This is a genomic window from Amycolatopsis sp. NPDC049159, assembly GCF_040648295.1.
GTDB lineage: Bacteria > Actinomycetota > Actinomycetes > Mycobacteriales > Pseudonocardiaceae > Amycolatopsis > Amycolatopsis pretoriensis_A.
The window spans coordinates 127,007-148,540 of sequence record NZ_JBEZDL010000013.1; the positions used below are offsets into that span (position 1 = coordinate 127,007).

The following is a 21,534-nucleotide window of genomic DNA, read 5'->3' on the forward strand; positions in this document are numbered from 1 at the left end:
GGTCAGTCGACCAGGACCGGCAGCTCGTCCAGTCCGTACACAATGGACACCTGGCGGAACGAAAGATCCTTCTCCGGCACCGCGAGCCGCAGGTTCGGGAAGCGCTTGATCAGTGCCGGGTACGCCGTGCGCAGTTCCATGCGGGCCAGCTCCGCGCCGATGCAGCGGTGGATGCCGTAGCTGAACGCCAGGTGCGACGTCGGCTCGCGGGTGGCGTCGAAGTCGTCCATGCCCGCGCCCAGCTTCGGGTCGCGGTCCGCGGCCGACAGCGACACCAGCACGATGTCGCCCTCGGCGATGTGGACGCCGGCGATGTCCATGTCCTGCTTGGCGAAGCGCGGGAACGCCATCTGCACCACGGTCAGGTAGCGCAGCAGCTCCTCGACGAAGCGGTGCACGGACTCGTCGTCGCCGCGGACGGCTTCCACCGCCTTCTCGTCGCGCAGCAGCACCAGCGCGCCGAGCGCCAGCATGCTCGCCGTCGTCTCCAGGCCGCCGGTGAGGACGCCGTCGGCGAGACCGGCCAGCTCGCGGTCGTCGATCTCGTCGCCGTGTTCCTTGATCAGCATGCCGAGCAGGCCGTCACCGGGCTCCTCGCGCTGCTTCTTCACGATGTCGAGCAGGTAGGTCAGCGACTCCGACATCGCGCCGAGCGACGCGCCCGCACCGCCGAAGAGGTCGAAGCGCGCGGTGCTCAGCCGCTGGAACTCGGCGCGGTCCTCATAGGACACCCCGAGCAGTTCGCAGATGGTCAGCGACGGGATCGGCAGCGCGAACGCCTGCCACAGGTCGACCGGGCCGCCGGTCTTGGCCATCGCGTCAAGCTGCTCGGCGACGATCTCGTCGATCCGCGGGGCCAGCCGGCCGAGCCGTCGCATGGTGAACTCGGGCGTGAGCAGCTTGCGCAGCCGCGTGTGCACCGGCGGGTCCGCGAAGCCGAGGCCGCCGGGGTTCTGGTCCGCGGTCACCCCGGCGTTGCCGACGAGGTTGCCGAAGTCGCTGGAGAACCCGGTGGCCTTGCCGAGGATGGCCTTCGCCTCGTCGTAACCCGTGACCAGCCAAGCGTTCATCCCGAAGGGCAGGTCGAGCTTGCCGATCGGCGCCTCGGCGCGGCGCTCGGCCATCGCGGCGACCGGGTCGAGCCCGTCGCGCTTGAGCGGCAGCAGCGCCGAATCGGGCAGGAGCGATGACATCTTTTCGAGGTCGAAGCCTTTTTTCGACTGCCGGGCGAGGTACCGGCGGCCGGCCCAGCCCAGGACCCGTGAGCGCAGACTCCCCATGTACCCGACAGTACCGCACTAGCCCGATCGGGTGAGCGACGGCGAGACGGGGCTCACCCCCGGGGCGGTACCTCCCGGTCCACGGTGATCAGCCCGTGCTCGCTCGCGGCGTAGTGGAAGTACGGGCGGCCCCGGTCGTCCGAGCCGGCGAACGACGTCTGCGAGCGCCCGTCGGCTTCGGTGTTGACGCCGTTCGTGCGGGCCAGCACGCCCGAGGAGCTCAGCCACTCCCGCGACGCGCGCACCGGCCGCCAGCTCCGGCCGTCGCCGGTGAGGTCGCCGAGGACCTTGGTCATTTCGGCCGCGCCGGAGATCCGCAGGTTCTGGTCGTCGGTGACGTTCGCGGTGGCGTCGGTGGTCAGCGGGTAGGACCACGTGTGCCGCGCGGCGGACCGCACCCGTCCGTCCACTGTGGACGTCGATGTCTGCTGCCCCGAATCGGCCTGGACGACGTGCTGGGTGAAGCCGCCGCCGGTGACGTCGTCGCTGTTGCGGTAGTCGCGGGTGCGTTCGACGCGCGTGTACACGCGGCCGGCGGAGGTGTCGACGTAGCCCGCGGTCACGTCGTGGCGCTTCGCGGTGACGGTGACGTTCACGCCGCCGTCGATGTCCTTCACCGTCGTTTTCCGCACGGGCGCGGCGGCGACGTCGTCCTGGACCAGTGCGCCGGACGTGCGCGTCGCGTTTTTGTCGGTGTAGAGCAGGAGCGTCGGGACGACGGTGAACTCGCCGCCGATGTCCGGGAAGGAGAAGGAGAAGTCATGCGCACCGCCGTCCACGAGCCGGCCCGCGAACGGTGTCACGTCGTAGGTTTCGGCGTGCAGGCTGAAGGTGTCGATCGCGACGATCGGCCGCCACAGCTGCGGCACGATCCCGCCGGAGTAGATGTGCGGGAAGGTGAACGCGCTGCCGGCGGCGGTCCCGTCGATCGCGAAGTTCGCTTCGCGGTAAGGCCCCTTGCCGCACAACCCGGCGGCCGGATACTTCGCGGAGACGTCGTCGGGGACGTCGTCGAACCACTGCTCGTCGCACGCGTGCCCTTCGAGGGTGACCTCGAGGTAGGCGCGGGTGATGTTGCGCGGCAGGTCTTTCGCGCTGAAGTGCACGGTGGGCGCGGCGGGCGTCGCGTCGGCGTGCCCGAACCCGGCGACGTGGTCGGCGGTATCGGGCGCGGGGTGCCTGCGGTCGGCCTGGTAGTAGGTGAGCGTCACGGTCTGGGCGTAGACACCGGTGTAGACGGGCGAGTTGTAGTTCTCGATACCCCCGCGGAAAGGCTGCGGCGAGCGCAACAAGGCGGCGTAGGGCGTGAGGTCCTTGTCGAAGTGGTAGGTGATCGCCCGGCGGCCCTCGCCACTGGGCTCTTCGGTCGTGCCCCACCAGACCTCGGTCCCCCCGATCCGCAGATCCCCGATCCGGTCGTACTGCCGCCCGCTCACGGTGACGCTCTGATCCATGACGACCTTCGCCCACGGCCCCGGACAAGCCTTGGGCGGCGCGAGCGTGCCTTCGTAGAACTGCGGCGTGCCGTCGGCGGCGTTGGAGCGGAAGGCATCGGCGAGGGTGACGCTGCAGTGCGCGGTGTCGGGCCGCGTCACCGCGGGCGCGGCGGTCACCGGATCGTCGGTGTCCCCTTCCACGACGGGCGAGGCCGAGGCGACGGCCCCGGAGAGCACCCACGTCAGCACCAGCGACAGGACGATCGTGAAGATCCGCACCCGGTCACCCTAGTCCCGCGGCGCCGACGTGGTCCTCCGACGAACGGCTGGACATCGACGCGACAAAACCCGGCCACCCAGCTCGCCGCACTTGGGTCCGCCGGTGGCGGTCCGTACCATGCTCGGCGGCGAGGGAGGACAGCCTTGAGCAGCCTGACCGGGAACTTTCCCCAGAGCAGCTTCCTGGCAAATCTGCCGGAGGCATCGAGAACCGGCCTGCTCGAATTGGGTGTCCCGCGCGAGTACTCCCCGGGCAAGGTCCTGCTCCGCGAGGGTGAAAGCACTTCGCACGTCCTCGTGATCGTGACCGGATTCGTCAAGGTGACGGCCTCGACGCCGGAAGGGACCGTGGCCCTGCTCGCGATCCGCGCCGCCGGTGAACTGATCGGCGAGCTCGCGAGCATGGACGGACAGCCCCGGGTGGCGACGGTCACTTGCGCTGGCCAGGTCCGCGCCAGGCTCGTCACCCAGCCCGAATTCCGCCACTTCCTCGGCGGCCACCCGGAAGTGGCGCTGGCGGTCGGGAGCAGTGTGGGCGGCAAGCTCCGCTGGGCCACCCGCCGGAGAGTCGACTTCGGGAGCCGCGAGGTGCGGATCCGGCTCGCGCGAGTGCTGCTCGAGCTGGCCACAGCGTACGGCACGGCCGAGCAGGCCGGTGTCGAGATCGGGGTGGACCTCACCCAGCCCGAGCTGGCCGGGCTGGTCGGCGCCGCCGAGCCGACGGTCCACCGCGCACTCGCCGGGTTCCGGCACGCCGGCCTCGTCGGCACCGGCTACCGGCGGATCGTCGTCGTCGACCGCGCCCGGCTGGAGACCGTCGCGGACGGATGAGTCCTAGGCGAACCCGGTGACCAGGAGCAGGAGCGGACCGCAGAGGAACAGCACCCCGGTGCCGGCCAGGGCACGCCGGACGTGGTGGTGTTTGACCATGGCCAGCTCCGCGAGCAGCTTGGAGAGCTGCTGAGCTTCAGTGCACTGCTGACGCAACGAAACGGGAACCCTCGTCAGGGAAGCACCCGCCACGGTCGGAAAGGCGAACCGGTTGGGCACGGCGAGGCGTTCCGTTCGCGGCCGCAGAGCCTGGACCAGCTCGTACGCCGAATAGACGTAACCCAAGACGAAGAACGCCAGGATCGCGAAGACGACGGCTCGCAGGCCGGGCGACGGCTGGGCCGCCGGGAGGAACGCCAGCTGGGCGGCGACCAGAGCCGTGATCGTGCTCTGCACCGCGACCACGGTCCGCACCTTTTCGTCCGCGTGCTGAACCGCGCCTTGGAATGACGTCACCGTGCTCAACGCTGTGTCCAGCTCACGCGCCACCGCGGCGCCCGGTACCGAGGCGCGTTTCATCGTCCTGAGGCTCATGCACGTCTCCGTTCTTCTCCCGGCCACCAGCTTCGCGAACCCCGGATTCCCGCACCCCATCAGACGACGGGTTCGCCGGCGACGAAGGCGGGTTCCATGGCGTAACAGCCCACGCACGCGCCGCGACACGAGCACTCGGACCTCGGGAGTTGCGCTGAACCAAAGACGAGAGTGGCCCGCGGACTCGGTGCTCGGCCTCCTGGGGGCGCGCACCAGGAACGCCCTGCTGAGCTCCGGGACCACCGTGGCCTACGGCCCGCGGCAGACCGTGATCAGGCAAGGCGAGCAGAGCCATCACGTGGTGATCCCGCTGTCCGGCACGCTCAAGGTCATGGTCGACACCGAGTTCGGCCGCCCGATCTTGCTCGCGTTGCGCGGGCCGGGCGACATCCTCGGCGAAATGTCCGTCTTCGAGGGACGGCAGCGCTCGGCCAACGTGCAGACCTGCACCTCCGTCCGGGCGAAACTCGTCGGCAAAGCCCAGCTGAACGAGTTCCTCGACCGCCATCCCGACGTGTGGCGGGCGGTGGCCAGCTCCCTGAGCACCCGGCTCCACTGGGCGAACAGCCGTCGCGCCGAGATCCTCACGTGCCCGGCTCCGCTACGCGTCGGCCGGGTGCTGGCCGACATCGTCCAGCGCCACGGCCGCCGCACCGCCGACGGCTGGGTCCTCGACCTGTCCCTCACCCAAGCCGAGATCGCATCGCTCACCGGTGTCGCGCTGAGCACCTTCGAGAAGACGACTCAGCGCCTCCACCGGCTGGGCGTCCTCCGGAGCGAATATCGACGCATCGTGGTCGGGGACCTGGGCGCCCTGCTCCGATTCAGCAACCTCGCCGACCGAAACCCGTATCAGTACGGGGTCGAAGGGACGGATGTGGCTCAGAGTTAGGACAACTCGAAATCGATCACCGGAGGTCACCGTGGCGGACGACGGACAGTTCTCCCGGACGCTGCTGCTCGCGGTGGACGCCTGGCGGTACGGAACCCGGGACGACCTGCAGCAGCGCGACCTGCAGCGAGCGCTCGGAACCGCCGTGCGCGAGTCGGCGCTGCGCAGCGACCTCGACCCGGCGCGGTGGCAGCGGCAAGACGCCGGCGACGGGATGTTCACGCCGATCACGGACGGAAGCGCCGAGCCGAAGGTGATCGGTTCCTTCGTCCGGGAGCTGGACGAGTGGCTCGGCCGGTACAACCACGACCTCCAGCCACAGGCCCGGCTTCGGCTGCGGGTGGCGGTTCACCACGGTGTGGCGATCCCGGCGGCCCTGGGCCACGCCGGAGCCGCCCCGGTGCACGTCTGCCGGCTGCGTGACGCCCGCGTCGTCCGCGAATTGCTCGAAGTGTTCTCCGAGGCGAATCTCGTTCTCGCCGTTTCCGAGGAGATCTTCGAGGGCTCCGTCCGCCCGCGACACACGTCGTTGTCCGTGAAGGACTTCACCCGGGTCGAGGTGGCCGAGCAGGCGAAGGAGTTCTTCGCCACGGCTTGGGTGCACGTGCCAGGGGTGGCCGGTGAGCGGGTCGGTGCCCAGCTCGACGCCTTCGCCGTAAGCCTGAGCTTCGCCGGGACAGCCGTCCCTCCTCCCCGGTTCTTCGAGCAGGCCGTGTGCCGGTCGTTCGACGCCATCGGCGCGCCTGGCCCGGAAGGAGCGGAGGCATCCGGTGAGGTTCTTTCCTTCCCCGTGCCCGCCGGCCTCTCCGGAACCGTGCTGACCGGAACCTGGATCGAGCACCTGCGCAAGAACACCGGCGCACAGTTCCCCGGCATCCGGTTGGCGGCGGGGATCGCCAGGGCTCCTGACCCGGCGGTGGCCTGCGCCGAGGCGACCCGGCTCGCCGGTTCGGACGCGGCCGGCCGCCTGCTCGCCGCCTCGACTCGAAGCCGTCTCGTCATCGTCGTGTCCGAGGAGGTCTACGACGCGGTGGTGAGCCGGGGTGGGAGGTTCGTGTTCCCCATGTCCTACCGGCATCACGAAGCCGGAACGGGTTGCTGGTTCAGGGTTCCGGGCCATTCGATACCCCCGGATCCCGGACCGCCGCAGGACCAGCCGGCCACCGGGGCCGGCTCGCCGAGCGCCACCGCCACGACCTACGGAGACCACTCCACGGCCATCGGCCACGGCACGTTCACCGCCCCGTTCATCATGGGCGACGTGCACCAGCACGGGAGCGACCGATGACCGAAGCGTCGAGCACGCCGTCGCCGACGGGACCGGCGGACAGCTCCGGCCCCGCGGGCGGCGCCAAACCGGATTCCTCAGCAGCACCTGACACCGGCGAGAAAACCGACGGCAACCTCCTCGGCGAAGAGAAGCGCAGCTTCACCAAGACGTTCCGGCAGGGGCAGCACTTCCTCTCCCCCGAGATCAACCAGTACGGTCCGGCGGCGTCGATCGGCCGGGCCGACATCAAGGAGCTTCAGGTCGGTGACCGGACCCAGATCTTCATCGGGCACACCGTTTCCCGCACTTCGGGCCCGGTCCGCGAGGAAGTCCTGGCGTGGATCCGGGATCGCTACCTCGAGGTGTCCGGCTACGAGGAAATGCTCGACGCCCTGAAGGCCAACCGGGTCCTGCTCCTGCGCGGCCACCCGGGCACCGGCCGGGTCACCACCGCGCTGCACCTGCTGGACCACCTCGCCGAGGGGCGGGTCTTCCGCTTGGACAGCGGAGAAACCGTCAAGTCACTGACCGAGGCCGGACTGTCCGAAAACAACGCCGGTTACGTGGCCGAAGTCCCCCGGCGCGTCGCGAGCTCGCTCACCGAAACCCACTTGGAGAAGCTGCACGGGCTGTTCAAAGGCGGCGAATCCTATTGCGTCCTGGTCAGCGAGACCGATCCCCGGCCTTCCCACGTCTTCGGCGGGTACGCGCACGACTACACCGCTCCGGACGCCGGGGCGCTCCTGGAGAAGCACGCGTCGCACGAAGCCATCACCGAGGACGCGGAAGACTTCGAAGACCGGATGTCGAGCCTGCTGACCGCGGACTGGGTCGCCAAGGCACTCGGCCCCTGCCCGCGTCCGCTCGAATCCGTCCGGATGGCCGCGCTGCTGGCCCAGCACGCGAGGGACGAACTCACCCAGGTCGACGTCGAGCGCGAAGCTGCCCAAGCGGTGTACTTCCAGATCACCGAGTGGTTCGCTGGGCTCCAGGCGATGCCGACCGGCGAAGAGCGCGACGAGGCACTGCGCCTCGCCGCCTTCCGGATCGCGCTGGCGGTCCTCAACGAATCGCCGTACCACATCGTCGCAGACGCGGCCGGCCGGCTGGCCCGGCGGCTCGTCGCCGCCACCGGGCCGACCGGTACTAGGCGTACTTCGCTGTTCTCGGACGACCAGGAGAACCGACTGCCGGCCCTGCGCGCCAAGGTGGTCGACGGGCACACCACCTTCGGCCACGAACTGGTACCCATGCCGCTGCTGTTCTTCCACGACGAGCGATACCCCAGCGCCGTTCTCAAGTACGTCTGGGAAACCCACCACCGCATGCGGGACGCCATCGCCTGGTGGCTGACCAAGCTGAGCAAGGACACCCGACCCATCGTCTGGGTTCGGGCCGCGCAAGCCACCGGGTACCTGTGCGGACTCGACTTCATCTACGGCTTCGGGAAGATGATCCAGCCCGGCGCCTTCGCCGTCCCCGGCAAGATGAGCTCGACCCGGCGACGGATATCCGCGGCCATCGCGCTCGACCAGGCCGCCCAGGAGGAAGCCCTCCGGCCGGCGATCCGCGAGCGACTACGCCGTTGGTGCCGCTCCGGGAGCTACTCGGCGCGCTGGACCACGGCGTCCGCGCACGGGTTCACCATCGGCAGGCGTTACGCCACCGAATCGTTGAACGAGTTGCGCATCCTCGGAACTCCGACGGAACGACCGCCGACCACCGGTCCGGACGGCGTACTCGTCGAGGTCGCCGGGTTCAGCGTGGCGAAGATCTTCGCGTTCGGCGAAATCCGGCCGGTTCTCGACTGCCTCGGCCGGTGGATCCGGAACGATCGCAGCAGTCTTCGCCGCCTCGCCCTGTCCGCGATCGATCACCTGACCGATCTCTACGGGTTCGAACTCGACTACCTGGCGATTTCAGTGACCGGTGAGCGACCCGAACTGCCCGCGGCAGCGGAGAAGTGGCCGCTGCTGCTGACGCTGCAATGGCAGCAACCGGACCTCACCGAGCCGATCGCCGATCTGCTTCGCCAGTCCCTCCGCGCACGGGCGGGCGGGAACACCGCCAAGAAGTTGCTCGGCAAGTGGATCCGCGTGGCCGAGCGGGACGGCGACTGCCTGGAAACCCTGGCCCGGTTCCTCCCCTACGTGATTGAAACCGATAGCGACGAGCGCCGCCTCGACCACCTGATCGAGAAACTGCGAGAGGACTGGGTCGATCCGCTGCGGCCCGAAGTCGCGGCACGACTGACCGAAGCGGTACGCGCCCGAAAAGAGAGGTACGCGTCGGCATGAGTGACGAGAAGAAATCGGCCGAGACACCACCACAGCCGGTCGAGCAACCGCCGGTTCACACTCCGGAACCCAACTGGCGAGAGGATGCGAAGCAGGAAACTTCACCGGAGGAGGAGGTTCGCACCGTCGAGCCGTCCAACTTCAAGCCGCTCGTCGGCGAATACCGGATCGGCCGCTTGGACTTCCTGGTCCGGCGAGCTCCGGCGCGGCCTTGGATCGCCCTGGTCTTCGTGCACAAGAACGGGACCATGACCACGTTGCGGGACGGGAAGCAGCCCACCCTCCCGCAACTGTTGTGGGGCGGATTCCGGAGCCAGTACGAAGTGGACATGTCGCTGCGCCGCCTGACCCTGGCGATCACCCTGCCGAGCGCGGAAGACGTTTTCGTTTTCCGCGCGGCGGTCGATGTGCAATGGCGGGTCGTGGCTCCCGAACTGGTGGTGAAAGGCGGCCTGACAGACATCCGCCGAGTACTCGTGCCGCAGTTGCTCGAGGGACTCCGGCAGGAGACGCGATCCCTTCGAGTCGGCGACGTCGAGTCCGCGGAAAAGGCGGCCGCCGCTCGGTTCGAGCACGCCTGGCTCGAAGAAGAGCACGGGTTGCGGACCACCGTGCTCGTGCGTTTGCGGATGGACAAACAGGCCGAGCACAACCTGCGGCTCGCGTCCGAAGTGCAGGCGTTCAAGACGCTGATCAAGGGCGGCGACATCGACCAGTTCGCGCTTCAGCTGGCCCAGAATCCCCAGCAGGTCGGCCCGGTGGTCCAGGAACTCGTCAAAGAGCGAGACACCCACCGTCGTCAGGTATTCGACTTCATCACCAAATTGCTCGCGTCGGACGCGCTGGATCGCTGGCAGATCGACGATCAGGTCCGCGTCACGCTCGAATGGCTCAAGGTCTCGATCAACCGGGTCATCTCCGGCACCGACGAAGCCCGCCAGCTGTCTTTCACCGGGACTCCGCCGAGTTCGGTCAACGGCCACGACAACGGTGCGGTGGCCGACACAACCCCTTAAAACGTTTCAGATCGTGGTAGGCTCACGCCTTCTCAGCGAGGGGGTGCGGTGGTCGGCATCAAGGACGTCGCCAAGCGCGCGGGCGTCTCGATCGGCACGGTGTCCAATGTGGTCAACCGGCCGCACGTGGTCGCGACGGCCACCCGGAACCGGGTGCTTTCGGTGATCGAAGAGCTCGGCTACGTCCGGGACGAGTCGGCCCGGCAACTGCGCGCCGGCCGGAGCCGGATCATGGGGCTGCTCGTGCTCGATCTCGGGAACCCGTTCTTCGTCGACGTCGCCCGCGGGGCCGAGCAGGCCGCGCACGCCGAGGGCCTCAACATCATCACCTGCAACAGCGGCCAGCGTTCCGACCTCGAGGCGTCGTACCTGGCGATGTTCGCCGAGCAGCGGGTGCGCGGAGTGCTGCTCAGCCCGGTCGCGACGTCCGGTGAGGCCCTGCGCGCGTTCCGGCGCAGCGGCACGCCCTACGTCTTCGTCGACCGCAAGGCGCCGGCGTCGGAGGCCAGTTCGGTGGCGGTGGACGACATCGCGGGCGGTGCGCTCGCGGCCCGGCACCTGCTGGAGACCGGGCACCACCGGATCGCGTTCGTCAACGGCCCGGCGATCCTCACCCAGTGCCGCGACCGCGAACAGGGCGTCCGCTCCGCCCTCGCGGGTTCGACGGCGGAGCTGACCGTACTGGAGGCGATCGGCCTGGACGTCAGTTCGGGCCGCGACGCGGGCGCGCGCCTGCTGGGCACGAGCCCCCGCCCGACGGCGGTCTTCTGCGCGAACGACCTGCTCGCCCTCGGCGTGCTGCAGGCCATGGTCGGCGCCGGCATCCGCGTCCCGGAGGAGATGGCGATCGTCGGCTACGACGACATCGAGTTCGCCGGCGCGGCCGCGGTCCCGCTGACGTCGGTCCGCCAGCCGGCCCGCCGCCTCGGCCGCACCGCGGCGGAACTCCTCCTGGCGGAGACGGCGGACACGACGGTGGAGCGCCAGGCGGTGGTCTTCACCCCGGAACTGGTCGTCCGCGAATCGACCCGCGTCCGCCGGTAGCCTCGGGCCATGGTGTTCGACTCCGCCCGGTTCGACCTCCAGCCCTACGCCGGTGTCCCCTGGGAGCGCTACGTCCGGCGGACCTTCTGCAGCTGGGAGCACCTGAACTGGCGGTCGCTGCTGGTCCAGCGGTTCGAGCACGTGCCCGTCGCCGAGGAGGTGCGCCTGCCCGGCACCGCCGACCTGCACCTGGTGCTCCCGGTGTCCGGCCGGGCGGAAACGGCGGCCGGCGCGCCCTGGGTTCCCGGGCGGCTCCAGCTGGGGATCCCGCACCGGCCCGCGCTGCGCCGCTACCGCGGGGGCGCGTCGATGCGCAGCGTCCAGATCCACGTCCCGCGCGACACCGTCGACACCGTCGCGGCCGAACTGGGCGGCGCCGTGGACTTCGACGCCGTGGCCGCGTCGCTGGCCACCGGGGACGCCCTGCTCGAAGAAGCCGTCCGCACGCTCGGATTCCCCGGTGAGGCCGGCGAGCTCTACGCCGAATCCGCCGCCGCCTTCCTGACCACGCACCTGCTCACCCGGCACGGGCAGCGGCCCGCCGGGCGGACGCCCGCCCGGGAAGACGCTCGCGTGCGCACCGCCGTGGCGCTCATGCGCGAGCGGCTCGCCGAGCCGGTCACCCTCGCCGACCTCGCCGCCGAGGTGCACCTGTCCGTCTTCCACCTCGTGCGGGTGTTCAAGGAGACCACCGGCGAGACGCCGCACCGGTTCCTCACCCGGCTGCGGATCGAGGAGGCGAAGCGGCTGCTGCGCACCACGGACCTCGCGCTCGACCGGATCGCGGCGCGCTGCGGCTTCGCCGGCCCCGGCCCGCTTTCGGCCGCCTTCCTGCGGCACACCGGCACCCGCCCGTCGGCCTACCGCAATTCCTGAGCGGGGCACCGCAATCCCGGACGTGGAACCGGGACCGGCCGCCGCCCTAGCGTTGCGCCATGACCGCAACGCAGTCCTACGACGTCACGGCCGACTCCACCGCACCGCCCTCGGCCGTGTGGGCCCTGTTGCTCGACGCACCCGGCTGGCCGTCGTGGTCGCGGATCGACGCGCTGGAAAGCGAGCAGCCGGCCGGGGTCGGCGCGGTCCGGGCGTTCCGCACCGGGAAGGTCGTCACGAAGGAGCGGATCACCGCGCTGGAGCCCGGACGCCGTTTCGCCTACGAGGGCGCGGAAAACCCGCAGCTGACGGACTACCGGGCCGCCGTCGAACTGCTCGGACTCCCCGGCGGCGGGACGCGGATCCGGTGGCACGGCACGTATTCGGCGCGCTGGGGGATACGCTGGTTCCTGCGCCGGTACCTCCGCCGCTTCATGCAGGACATGGCCAACGGACTGGCCGCCCACGCCGCCCGCGTGCAGCAGTGACGGACGGCCGCCCACGGCGGCAGGTGCGGTCGGTCCTTCAGAAGGTGACACCGGCTTCGGCGGCCCGGGTGTCGTCGAGGAAGTCCTGTTCGATGCGCGGGGAGGCGTGGATGCACATCATGCGGAGCGGCTCGGCGCCGACCGCGCGGAACGCGTGCGCGGTGCCTGCCCCGACGACCACGACGTCGCCCTGGTTCGCCGTGACTTCGCCCTCGGAGGTGCGGATGAGCGCTTCGCCGGCGAGCACCACCCACGTCTCCGAGTACGGGTGGACGTGCGCGGCCGGGCCCTGGCCCTCGGTGTTGTGCACGTGGAAGAACGAGATGCCCGAGCCGTAGGCCTCGCCTTCGAACCGGGCGGTGCGCCCGCTGCCGATGCGCAGGTCGTCTTCCTTCGCGATGACCACCATGGGGTTCTCCTTTCGGGGTGTGGTGGTCATCCTCGGGCCGGCCGCGGCCGCGTGACATCCGTGGTGACCACGGATTCCGCCACGGAGAACCCGTGCGGCATACTCCGTGGCATGCCGCCCGCGCCGACGATCTCGCCGCGCGAGCGCGAGGTCCTGCTGGCGCTCGCGGACCGGCTGACCAACGCCGAGATCGCGGAGCGGCTCTTCGTTTCGGTGCGGACCGTCGAGAGCCACGTGTCCGCGCTGCTGCGCAAACTGGACGCCCGCGACCGCCGCGGACTGGCCGCGAAGGCACCGGAGTTCACGGCCGAAGCGGCGGGGCTCGTGGTCGGCGCGCCGAAGCCGCCGACGAGCTTCGTCGGGCGGATCGCCGAGCGCGACGCCGTCGTGCGGCTGGTCGCCGAGAGCCGGGTGACGACCGTGCTCGGGCCGGGCGGGGTGGGCAAGACCCGGCTGGCCGTGGCCGCGACCGAGGTGGCGTCGGCGGGCTTCCCGGGCGGCGCGACGTTCGTCAGCCTCGTCCCCAGCCGGCCGGGTTCGGTGCTCGAGTCGGTCGCGGCCGGGCTCGGCGTCGTCCCGCGGCCGCAGCAGCCGCTGCCCGACGCCGTCGCGGCGCAGCTGGCCGGGCGCGCCCTGCTGGTGCTGGACAACTGCGAGCACGTGGCCGACGACGTCGCCGACGTGATCACCACGCTGACCGCGGCGAACCCGGGCCTGAGCGTGCTGACGACCAGCCGCGAACGGCTCGGTGTCCCCGGCGAGACGGTGCTGCAGCTGGGTCCCCTGCCCGCGGCGGCCGCCCTGTTCACCGAACGGGCGAAGGCGGTCGACCCGGCGTTCGAAGCCGACCCGGCGCAGGTGGCCGAGTTGTGTCGTGAGCTGGGCGGCTCCCCGCTGAACATCGAACTGGCCGCCGCGCGGGTCGCCTCGCTCGGCATCGCCGGCCTGCGCGCGGGCCTGGCCGACGACCCGCTGCGGGTACTGGCCGCCGGCCGCGGCGGGGAGCCGCGGCACCGGTCGCTGCGCTCGGTGGTCGAGTGGAGCCACCGCCTGCTGACGGACGAGGAGCGCACGGCACTGGCCCGCGTCTCCCGCTTCCGCCACGGCTTCGACCTCGACGGCGCGACGGCCCTGTCCCCCGACCTGTCGGTCGGCGCCCTCTCGGACCTGCTGGGGCGGCTGGTGGACAAGTCACTGGCGCACCGGACGCCAGGCGGGTGGGCCCTCTACGACGGCGTCGCCCGGTTCGCGCGCGAGCGGTTGGCGGATTCGGCCGAGGCACCCGAAATCACGGACCGCTACTTGCAGTGGGCCACCCGCCGCGCCCGGGAGTTGATCGCCCGCCTGGGCGGCGACTGGCGCGACGAGTTCGACCGGCTCGCCGACGACCTGCGTGCGTGCGTGGCGGAGGGGCACGAGCACGACCTTGCCGCCGAGTTCGCGCGGCTGACCTACGCGCGCGGGTTCCTGGCCGAGGCGGCGGCCCACTGGCGCACGGCCGCGGACCGGGCCCCCTCCCCCGCGAGCGCCGCCCTGGACCTGGCCCGCGCGGGCAGCTGCGCGCACCTGCTCAACCACGCCCGCGACCACTACGACCTGCTGCTCGTCGCCGCTGAGCGCGCCGACGGCGATCCCGCCACGAGGGCGCTCTGCCTGGCCGACGCCGTCGTGCTGGCCGAACGCTTCCGGGGCGCCGGGTTCATCACCCACCCGGTGCCCGACGGCGAACTGGACCGGATGCTCGCCGAAGCCACGGCGCTGGCGGAGGGCGTCGCCTCACCGACGGCGCACGCGCACGTGGCCGTCGCTCGGGCGTGGCTGTCCGGGCCGACGCCGCAAACGGTGACCGCCGAAGCGGCCGGCCTCGCCGTTGCCGCCGCCGGGGATCCGCTGCTCCTCAGTGCCTCGCTCGACGCCCGCTGCACCGCCGAAGCCCTCGCCGGACGGCCGGATCTGGCCCACCGCACCACGCAAGAGCGCCTCGAGCTCGTCACCGCCGTGGACCGGAGCGATCCGCGGGCCGCGCTCGAGGTGCTCGACGCCTTCCGGTCCGCGATCGCCTACGCCGTCGCCACCGGGGCGCCGGCCGACGCGCTCCGCGTGAGCAGGCAGGCCGCCGGGGATCCGGCGATCGCCGGGCACCCGTACTGGGGCACGAGCGGGCTGGTCACCGCCCTCGTGCTGACCGGGCGGTTCGCCGACGTCCGCACGCTCGCCGAAGAGATGTGGCAAGCCACCGCCGGAAACGGGCCGCCGCGCAACGCCACCCTCGGGGTTCCGCTGCTGGCGGCCGCGCTCGCCGCCGGGCTTTCCGGCGACGAACCGGCGATGACGACGTGGCGCGCCCGCGCGGCCGCCGTCGCCGGCGTCGCCACCCCGGCCGGGTCGCCGAACCTCGCGCCGCTGGACGCGTTCGTCCGCGGCCGGGTCGCGCTGCACACCGGTACCGGCCTCGAGAAGGCTTTCGCCGACGCCGCAACGGACTTCGCGCCCGGCCGGTTCGACGGGTACGCCGCCGGCGTGGCGGCCGAGCTGGCGGTGGTGCTCGACGTCCCCGACGCCGAGCACCACCTCCGGCGCGCCGGACGGCACACCGAGCACAACAGCTGGACGGCCGCGGCCGCGATCCGCGCCCGAGCCCGCCTTCGGCACGACGCCGGACTGCTGCGGGACGCCGCGGACCACTTCGCCGGAATCGGCGCCGCATTCGAAGCGGAAACGACGTCGCGCGAACTCACTTCGTGGACGCGATGAAATAGATCACGATGCCGATCAACGCGAGCACTTCGGTGAGCACGAACGTCGAATAGGCGATCGCCTGCAGTTTCCCCCGCGCTTCCGGCTGCCGCGCGGTACCGTTGATGACGGCGGCGAAGATGAGGCCGACGCCGATTCCGGGGCCGATCGCGCCGAGGCCGTAGCCGATCGCCGCCAAGCCGGGGTTGATGTTGGCTGCCTGGGCCAGAACGTAGTCACTCATGACATTCCCCTTCACAACGAATGCAGAAGAATCGAAGGTTTCGGGAATTCGAGAACCGAGCGGTCCGGACACCACAAGAGTAGCAGAAAACGTCTTGCTCAAGCCATGATCGCGTCGTAGGCCGCCATCACGAGCCCGAGCCCGCGGGCGTACCCGTCCTCCCACCGGACCTGGTTCATCACGTACGCCACCGTCATGCCGAGATCGGCGTCGACGAGCACCACCGAACCACCCCAGCCGCCCCACGAACACGTGCGGCCGTCCAGCCGGTACCCGAGGCCGTAACGGATCGGGGCGCCGATCACGCGGTCCACGCCGTCGTGCTGTTCCTCGAAAACGCGCTCGCTGCCGGCCGCCGAAAGGAGCCGGACGCCGCCGGCCACTCCCCCGCACGCCAGCGCCGACTGCAGCGTGGCCACCGAGCGGGCGTTGCCGTAACCGTTGACGGCAGGCAGTTCTGCGCGTCGCCACGCCGTCGCGTGCGAATCCGACACCCCGAGCAGGAAGCCCGGCGGCTTGTCGCCCCGGGGATCGGCGAGCAGCGGCGCGACCCGGTGGTCGTGCTCGGCGCCCAGCCCGATGTGGAAGTCGGCGCCCACCGGACCGGCGATCTCTTCGGCGAAGAACGTGCCGAGGCTGCGCCCGGTGACGCGGCGGACGACCTCGCCGATCAGGAACCCGAAGGTGACGGAGTGGTAGCCCGCCGCGCTGCCCGGCGGCCACTGCGGCGCCTGCGCGGCCAGCCGCGCCGTCACGGCGGGCCAGTCGTAGAGGTCCTCGACCGTGATCGGCCCGTCGAAGTCCGGCAGGCCCGCGGTGTGCCCGAGCAGGTGCCGCACCAGCACGGTTTCCTTGCCCGCGGCGGCGAATTCGGGCCAGTACGCCGCGACCGGCGCGTCCAGGTCCAGCTGCCCGCGGTCGGCCAGCACCAGCGCGCACAGCGCGGTCATCGTCTTGGTCGTGGACCAGACGGTGGTGATGGTGTCGCGCTCCCACGCCGTGGTGCGCGCCGCGTCGAGGTGCCCGCCCCACAGGTCGGCCACGAGCTCGCCGTCCACGACGACGGCGACCGAAGCGCCCACGTCGCCGGCGTCCAGCGAGGCCGCCAGCGCCTCGCCCACCTTGTCGAACCCGTTGTCACACTCACCCCAGATGTCGGCCACGGCAGCAAGGTAGCCCCGCCGACCCTGGGCGCACGACCCATTTTCCGCGTCGCGCCCGGCGAAAGATCACCGGAAATCCGGGAACGGGAAAACGGCGAACGGGAAACGGACCTGTTCGACCTTCCGGTCCAGCGCAATTCCACCGGTGGCACCACGGAAATCGCCCTTACCCGTTCGGGCGAGAGCCGGGAAGCGGAAAAAGGGGTAACGTCGGCCGCCGTTCCACCACTGAGGGGAAGGCCGAACCGTGCCGTACACCCATTTCCGTTACATCGCCTACGAAGTCCCGACGGCCACCCGCCGCACCGACGTGCCGGGGCCGACGCTGGCGGGGCTGCCGCCCGGCAAGCTCTGCGATCCGGTGCCCGACATCGCCGTGCCGAAAGCGCCGGAGAGCACCGACTGGTTCATCCGGCTGCGGCGGCTCGCCGCGGTGGTCAACATCGCGCGGGCGAACGTGGGCGACGACGACCCCGGCACGCTGAAGGTGTTCGTGGCACCGGAGTTCTACCTCCGGCCGGCCGACCCGGCGACGAGCCACACCTACTCCACGAACCAGTACTCGCAGGTCTGGGACGCGCTGGAGAAGATGTTCCGGACCCCGCGGTTCAAGAACTGGCTGATCGTGCCGGGTTCGGTGCTCTGGTATTCGGACGTGCTGGTCGCGAACGAGAAGACCTACTTCAACAGCGTGCTGTACCTGCGCGGCGGGGCCGACGGCGGCGAGGCCGGGCGCATCGAAAAGAAACTGGCTTCGTCGATGGACGGGGTGCCGACCCGGTCCGCGGTCGGGAACGTCAGCGAGCCGTTGGTGAAACGGGCGTACTCGGAAGCGGCGTTCCTCCGGGAGCGGTTGTTCGAAATCGACGCGAAAGCGCATTTCGGTCTCGAAATCTGCCTCGACCACCGCCTGAAGGTGCTCAAGCAGACCCTGGCCGACCGCCAGGCCGACGGCGCCGACCCGTGGAAGCGCGGCGGCCCCGCCCTGCACGTGCTGACCGCGGGCGGCATGCCGCTCAACCCGGCGTCGGTCGCCGCCCGGCCCGGCGGCTACGTCCTGCGCAACGATGGTTACGCCGATCCGCCGGCCTCGGAGCTGCGCAAGGTGACCGCGTACCAGCTGCCTTCGAACGCGCCGGGGCAGGCGTGGGACGACAAGGCGGTCGCCACGCTCGAAGCCGATCCCGGCACCGCCGTCGAGATCCCCCTCCGCGGCGACGCGGTGCTCGTGCCCCCGATCGCCGGCCCGGGCACCTACGACATGCCGGCCCAGCGCCTGCGGCTCTACCCGCCCCTGCCGCTGCCCTGAGCCACGCCCGGCCCGCCGAAGCGCCCCGATGTGGCGTTGGTTGCGTTGGACGCACCGAACGCCACATTGGGGTTGTTTCATCGTGGTTGTGCCTGGCGGGGACGCTGGAGCAGGCCTGTTTCGCCGGCGGGGCGGGAAGTGGCGCCGGGACCGGCGTGGTGACCCGGACATGGGCGAAGCCCTCGGCAAGTTCGAGATGTGAGTCAACAACCCGCCGAGGGCTTCGGTTCTCTTTCCTGCCAGGTCACCTTCCCCTTTCCCGCCAGACCCTGCATCTGGTCGCCGAACCGATCCGGACACGACGGCGGCGGGTGCGGCCACGATGCTGCAAAGCCGCCCCGGCCGAGCAGGCACTGGTGGTGCCGACGGTGCTGCGCCATGACCCGCGGCTGGCTCACATCGGCGGCGGTCAGGGTGTAGCGGCCTCCACGGTGCGGCGCTGGGTGCTGGAGGTCATCGCCCTGCCGGCCGCTCGTGCTCGCCGGTTGGGGCAGGTGTCGAACCGGCCGGCCCGCTCCGGTGCGTCGGTGGTGCTGGTGGACGGGACCTTGATCCGGACCCGCCGCCGCACCCGCCGCGCCAACCGGGCCAATTACAGCGGCAAACACAAACAGCACGGGTTGGTCGTGCTCGGCGTGACCGACGAGACGGGCCGGCTGATGTGGGTCTCGGCGGTGCTGCCAGGCCGGACCGCCGACATCACCGCCTCCCGCCGGTTGCGTCTGCGGGAACGGGTGCACACCCACGGTCTGTCCCCGGCCGGGATCAGAGGGTGCCACAGCTGACACAAAGACATCCGCGACACGCGTGCTTGCAGCCGGTGCGGCGGGCGTGTGAGCGATCGTGCTCACGCCCTACAAAGCCGAAGCGAGCCGGCCGTTGACCGCGGGTCAGCGGCAGGCCAACGCGGCTTTCTCGGCGATGCGTTGCGCGGTGGAGGGCGGCTTCGCCGCCCTCCACGTCCTGGCGCATCCTGGACAAGCTGCGGTTGCACTCTCGTCATGCCACGACCTTTTTGCGGGCGTTGCTGGTGTTGAGCCAGCACGAGCAACGCGTCCGTGATGCTGACCGGGCGGCAGGAGCCTGACCGTTACCACAGCTGGTCAACCCAGCATGACCAGCACAAACCACGATGAAACAACCCCATTAAGGTGCTCGGCCGGACCGTCGAACACCCCGCGAACTCAATCGAAGTGGACGCGGCCGAGCAGGTCGTCCACCAGTTCGGCCAGTGGGCGTTCGTCCGCGCTTTCCAGCCACAGCACGGCTCCGGTGCGCAACGCGGCGAGGAACGTCGCCGCCATCAGGCGGGCCGTTCCCTCGGCCAGGCCGGGCTCGCGCGTCACCAGCACGGTGGCCAGGTCGCGTTCCAGCGCGATCTGGTCGCCCGCCTGCCGGGCCAGCAGCGACGGGTGCCGTCGCAGCAGGCGCAGCTGCGCCACCCACTCGCGGTCGGGCGCGGCCCCCGCGCGGTTCAGGTCGCGGCTTGCCGCGCGCAGCGCCGGCCACGGCTGCTCCCCCGCCGGCCTCCCCTCGACCAGGGACACCAGCTCGCGGGTGCGCTCGCGGTCGGCGTGCAGGACCGCGTCCTCCTTGTTCGCGAAGTAGTTGGAGAACGTCCTCCGCGACACGCCCACGGCGTCGGCGATGTCCTCGACCGTCACGCCGTCGAGCCCGTGCTCCATCGCCAGCCGCAGCGCCGCCTCGTGCAGCGACTGCCGCGTCGCCGCCTTCTTGCGGTCGCGCAGCGAGCCGGGGATGTCCATGCAGGCAGCCTAGCGACGGGAATAAGTTGCTCATTGCGCAAGTTTGCTCAATGAGCAATACTTGCCCGGATCGTGCGAAGGGATGCCATGAAGTCCGAAACAACCGACCCGTCCGGGGCGATGCGGCACCGCGAAGTGCTCGAATCGCTGTCCGGCCTGCTGCTGGCCCTGTTCGTGGCCATGATCAGCTCGACCGTCGTGTCGACGTCGCTGCCGCTGATCATCGGCTCGCTGAACGGCACCCAGACGCAGTACACGTGGGTCGTCACGGCCACGCTGCTCGCGGCGACGGCCACCACCCCGATCTGGGGCAAGCTCGCCGACCTGTTCAACAAGAAGACGCTGGTCCAGGTCGCGATCGTGATCTTCGTGGCCGGCTCGACGATCAGCGGGTTCAGCCAGGACACCGGCCAGCTGATCGCCGCGCGCGCGTTCCAGGGCATCGGCGTCGGCGGCCTGCAGGCGCTGGTCCAGGTCGTGATCGCCGCGATCATCCCGCCGCGCGAGCGCGGCCGGTACAACGGCTACCTCGGCGCCGTCATGGCGGTCGCCACGGTCGGCGGGCCGCTGCTGGGCGGCCTGATCGTGGACGTGCCGTGGCTGGGCTGGCGCTGGTGCTTCTTCGTCGGCGTCCCGATCGCGGTGCTCGCGTTCATCGTGCTGCAGCGCACCCTCAAGCTGGAGACCGTGCGCCGCGACGACGTGAAGGTCGACTACCTCGGCGCCGCGCTGATCGCGGCCGGCGTGAGCGTGCTGCTGATCTGGGTCTCCTTCGTCGGCAACGCCTTCGACTGGCTCTCCTGGCAGACCGGGGTCATGGTCGCGGGCGGGCTCGTGCTGCTCGCGCTCGCCGTGCTGGTGGAGACGAAGGTGCGTGAACCGGTCGTGCCGCTGAAGATCGTCGTCCAGCGCACGCCGGCGCTGGCGATCCTCGCGAGCCTCGCGGTCGGCATGGCGATGTTCGGCGGCGCGGTGTTCCTCGGCCAGTACTTCCAGATCGGCCGCGGCTACACCCCCACCGAAGCCGGCCTGCTGACCATGCCGCTGATGGCGGGCGTGCTCGTTTCCTCGACCGTCTCCGGACGGCTGATCAGCCGCACCGGCAAGATCAAGCCGTACATCGTCGGCGGCACCATCACCCTGGTCGTCGGCTTCCTCGCGCTGGGCACGGTCGACCACGCCACGCCGCTGTGGATCGTCGGGATCGCGATGGCCGTGGTCGGTCTCGGCGTGGGCATGACCATGCAGAACCTCGTGCTGGCCGTGCAGAACGACGTCCCGCTGCGCGACCTCGGCGCGGCGAGCGCGTCGGTGACGTTCTTCCGGTCCCTCGGCGGCACCATCGGCGTGTCGGTGCTCGGCGCCGTCCTCGCCAACCGCGTCTCCGCCGACCTGGCCGCGGCCCTGCACGTGCCGGCGGGTCAGGCGTCGACGGGCGGGGTCAGCGCGCTGAACCTCAAGGCGCTGCCGCCGGAGGTCCAGGCGGTCGTGCACACGGTGTACGGCGACGCCACCGCGCACATCTTCCTGATTTCGGCGGCGGTCGCGGTCGTCGGTGTCCTCGCGGCGCTGCTGCTGAAGCCGATCACCCTGCGCACGACGATCGACCTGGACAAGGACGGCGAGCCCGCCGCGCCGGAACCGGCCGCGCGGTAGGAGTGGAT

General features: G+C 70.8%; 19 protein-coding genes. 12 read left to right on the forward strand and 7 right to left on the reverse strand.

Annotation, left to right across the window (positions count from 1 at the left end; genetic code table 11):
* Positions 1–2 precede the first annotated feature (2 nt).
* Together AB0B33_RS24640 and AB0B33_RS24645 are read right to left on the reverse strand one after the other, a co-directional pair.
* A complete protein-coding gene (locus tag AB0B33_RS24640) occupies positions 3–1,280 on the reverse strand; it encodes a cytochrome P450 (protein WP_360775811.1) in 1,278 nt (425 codons plus the stop codon).
* 53 nt (positions 1,281–1,333) lie between these two features.
* Positions 1,334–2,995, reverse strand: a complete 1,662-nt coding sequence (locus tag AB0B33_RS24645; protein WP_360775814.1) for a peptide-N4-asparagine amidase — start codon at positions 2,993–2,995, stop codon at positions 1,334–1,336.
* 144 nt (positions 2,996–3,139) lie between these two features.
* Between AB0B33_RS24645 and AB0B33_RS24650 the strand changes: the two genes are divergently transcribed.
* The gene (locus AB0B33_RS24650) at positions 3,140–3,826 is read left to right on the forward strand and encodes a Crp/Fnr family transcriptional regulator (RefSeq protein ID WP_360775818.1); all 687 of its coding nucleotides are present in this window, start codon (positions 3,140–3,142) and stop codon (positions 3,824–3,826) included.
* Between the two features lie 3 nt (positions 3,827–3,829).
* On the opposite strand, the gene AB0B33_RS24655 is transcribed toward AB0B33_RS24650, so the two are convergent.
* On the reverse strand, positions 3,830–4,360 hold the full coding sequence (locus AB0B33_RS24655; RefSeq protein ID WP_360775821.1) for a hypothetical protein: 531 nt from the start codon (positions 4,358–4,360) through the stop codon (positions 3,830–3,832).
* Between the two features lie 187 nt (positions 4,361–4,547).
* On the opposite strand from AB0B33_RS24655, the gene AB0B33_RS24660 reads away from it, so the two are divergent.
* The 7 genes from AB0B33_RS24660 to AB0B33_RS24690 are packed head-to-tail and all read left to right on the forward strand — an operon-like array spanning position 4,548 to position 12,243.
* The gene (locus tag AB0B33_RS24660) at positions 4,548–5,252 is read left to right on the forward strand and encodes a Crp/Fnr family transcriptional regulator (protein ID WP_360775824.1); all 705 of its coding nucleotides are present in this window, start codon (positions 4,548–4,550) and stop codon (positions 5,250–5,252) included.
* Between the two features lie 31 nt (positions 5,253–5,283).
* A complete protein-coding gene (locus AB0B33_RS24665; RefSeq protein ID WP_360775827.1) occupies positions 5,284–6,540 on the forward strand; it encodes a hypothetical protein in 1,257 nt (418 codons plus the stop codon).
* On the forward strand, positions 6,537–8,819 hold the full coding sequence (locus AB0B33_RS24670) for a hypothetical protein (RefSeq protein ID WP_360775830.1): 2,283 nt from the start codon (positions 6,537–6,539) through the stop codon (positions 8,817–8,819). The genes AB0B33_RS24665 and AB0B33_RS24670 overlap by 4 nt, the downstream gene beginning before the upstream one ends.
* Positions 8,816–9,835: a hypothetical protein gene (locus tag AB0B33_RS24675; protein WP_360775832.1), complete on the forward strand. Its 1,020-nt coding sequence runs from the start codon at positions 8,816–8,818 to the stop codon at positions 9,833–9,835. Before AB0B33_RS24670 ends, AB0B33_RS24675 begins: the two co-directional genes overlap by 4 nt.
* A gap of 48 nt (positions 9,836–9,883) precedes the next feature.
* Complete coding sequence (locus AB0B33_RS24680) at positions 9,884–10,879, forward strand: LacI family DNA-binding transcriptional regulator (protein WP_360775835.1); 996 nt, start codon at positions 9,884–9,886, stop codon at positions 10,877–10,879.
* A gap of 9 nt (positions 10,880–10,888) precedes the next feature.
* The gene (locus tag AB0B33_RS24685; RefSeq protein ID WP_360775838.1) at positions 10,889–11,755 is read left to right on the forward strand and encodes an AraC family transcriptional regulator; all 867 of its coding nucleotides are present in this window, start codon (positions 10,889–10,891) and stop codon (positions 11,753–11,755) included.
* A gap of 59 nt (positions 11,756–11,814) precedes the next feature.
* On the forward strand, positions 11,815–12,243 hold the full coding sequence (locus AB0B33_RS24690; protein ID WP_360775841.1) for an SRPBCC family protein: 429 nt from the start codon (positions 11,815–11,817) through the stop codon (positions 12,241–12,243).
* 37 nt (positions 12,244–12,280) lie between these two features.
* Here the strand turns inward: AB0B33_RS24690 and AB0B33_RS24695 are convergent, their stop codons facing one another.
* Positions 12,281–12,652: a cupin domain-containing protein gene (locus tag AB0B33_RS24695; protein WP_360775844.1), complete on the reverse strand. Its 372-nt coding sequence runs from the start codon at positions 12,650–12,652 to the stop codon at positions 12,281–12,283.
* Between the two features lie 111 nt (positions 12,653–12,763).
* Between AB0B33_RS24695 and AB0B33_RS24700 the strand changes: the two genes are divergently transcribed.
* The gene (locus AB0B33_RS24700; protein ID WP_360775847.1) at positions 12,764–15,406 is read left to right on the forward strand and encodes a LuxR C-terminal-related transcriptional regulator; all 2,643 of its coding nucleotides are present in this window, start codon (positions 12,764–12,766) and stop codon (positions 15,404–15,406) included.
* On the opposite strand, the gene AB0B33_RS24705 is transcribed toward AB0B33_RS24700, so the two are convergent.
* Both AB0B33_RS24705 and AB0B33_RS24710 read right to left on the reverse strand, forming a co-directional pair.
* A complete protein-coding gene (locus AB0B33_RS24705) occupies positions 15,387–15,632 on the reverse strand; it encodes an ATP F0F1 synthase subunit C (RefSeq protein ID WP_360775850.1) in 246 nt (81 codons plus the stop codon). The genes AB0B33_RS24700 and AB0B33_RS24705 overlap by 20 nt on opposite strands.
* Positions 15,633–15,730: 98 nt before the next feature.
* Complete coding sequence (locus AB0B33_RS24710) at positions 15,731–16,795, reverse strand: serine hydrolase domain-containing protein (RefSeq protein WP_360775853.1); 1,065 nt, start codon at positions 16,793–16,795, stop codon at positions 15,731–15,733.
* 247 nt (positions 16,796–17,042) lie between these two features.
* Here AB0B33_RS24710 and AB0B33_RS24715 point away from each other — a divergent pair, with 247 nt between their 5' ends.
* Together AB0B33_RS24715 and AB0B33_RS24720 are read left to right on the forward strand one after the other, a co-directional pair.
* Positions 17,043–18,104: a hypothetical protein gene (locus AB0B33_RS24715; RefSeq protein WP_360775856.1), complete on the forward strand. Its 1,062-nt coding sequence runs from the start codon at positions 17,043–17,045 to the stop codon at positions 18,102–18,104.
* 356 nt (positions 18,105–18,460) lie between these two features.
* Positions 18,461–18,889, forward strand: a complete 429-nt coding sequence (locus AB0B33_RS24720) for a transposase family protein (protein WP_360775859.1) — start codon at positions 18,461–18,463, stop codon at positions 18,887–18,889.
* Positions 18,890–19,288: 399 nt separating this feature from the next.
* Here AB0B33_RS24720 and AB0B33_RS24725 read toward each other — a convergent pair whose 3' ends face one another.
* Positions 19,289–19,870: a TetR/AcrR family transcriptional regulator gene (locus tag AB0B33_RS24725; RefSeq protein ID WP_247024207.1), complete on the reverse strand. Its 582-nt coding sequence runs from the start codon at positions 19,868–19,870 to the stop codon at positions 19,289–19,291.
* 87 nt (positions 19,871–19,957) lie between these two features.
* Between AB0B33_RS24725 and AB0B33_RS24730 the strand changes: the two genes are divergently transcribed.
* Positions 19,958–21,526 carry an MDR family MFS transporter gene (locus tag AB0B33_RS24730; protein ID WP_247024208.1) on the forward strand — a complete coding sequence of 523 codons (1,569 nt, stop codon included), beginning with the start codon at positions 19,958–19,960 and terminating at the stop codon, positions 21,524–21,526.
* Positions 21,527–21,534: the final 8 nt, after the last annotated feature.

What these genes read in the sequence shown, in the direction of transcription:
- AB0B33_RS24640 (WP_360775811.1), bottom strand. Translation starts at nt 1,280, where the DNA reads ATGGGGAGTCTGCGCTCACGGGTCCTGGGCTGGGCCGGCCGCCGGTAC.
- AB0B33_RS24655 (WP_360775821.1), bottom strand. Translation starts at nt 4,360, where the DNA reads ATGAGCCTCAGGACGATGAAACGCGCCTCGGTACCGGGCGCCGCGGTG.
- AB0B33_RS24670 (WP_360775830.1), top strand. Translation starts at nt 6,537, where the DNA reads ATGACCGAAGCGTCGAGCACGCCGTCGCCGACGGGACCGGCGGACAGC.
- AB0B33_RS24675 (WP_360775832.1), top strand. Translation starts at nt 8,816, where the DNA reads ATGAGTGACGAGAAGAAATCGGCCGAGACACCACCACAGCCGGTCGAG.
- AB0B33_RS24685 (WP_360775838.1), top strand. Translation starts at nt 10,889, where the DNA reads ATGGTGTTCGACTCCGCCCGGTTCGACCTCCAGCCCTACGCCGGTGTC.
- AB0B33_RS24690 (WP_360775841.1), top strand. Translation starts at nt 11,815, where the DNA reads ATGACCGCAACGCAGTCCTACGACGTCACGGCCGACTCCACCGCACCG.
- AB0B33_RS24695 (WP_360775844.1), bottom strand. Translation starts at nt 12,652, where the DNA reads ATGGTGGTCATCGCGAAGGAAGACGACCTGCGCATCGGCAGCGGGCGC.
- AB0B33_RS24700 (WP_360775847.1), top strand. Translation starts at nt 12,764, where the DNA reads ATGCCGCCCGCGCCGACGATCTCGCCGCGCGAGCGCGAGGTCCTGCTG.
- AB0B33_RS24705 (WP_360775850.1), bottom strand. Translation starts at nt 15,632, where the DNA reads ATGAGTGACTACGTTCTGGCCCAGGCAGCCAACATCAACCCCGGCTTG.
- AB0B33_RS24725 (WP_247024207.1), bottom strand. Translation starts at nt 19,870, where the DNA reads ATGGACATCCCCGGCTCGCTGCGCGACCGCAAGAAGGCGGCGACGCGG.
- AB0B33_RS24730 (WP_247024208.1), top strand. Translation starts at nt 19,958, where the DNA reads ATGAAGTCCGAAACAACCGACCCGTCCGGGGCGATGCGGCACCGCGAA.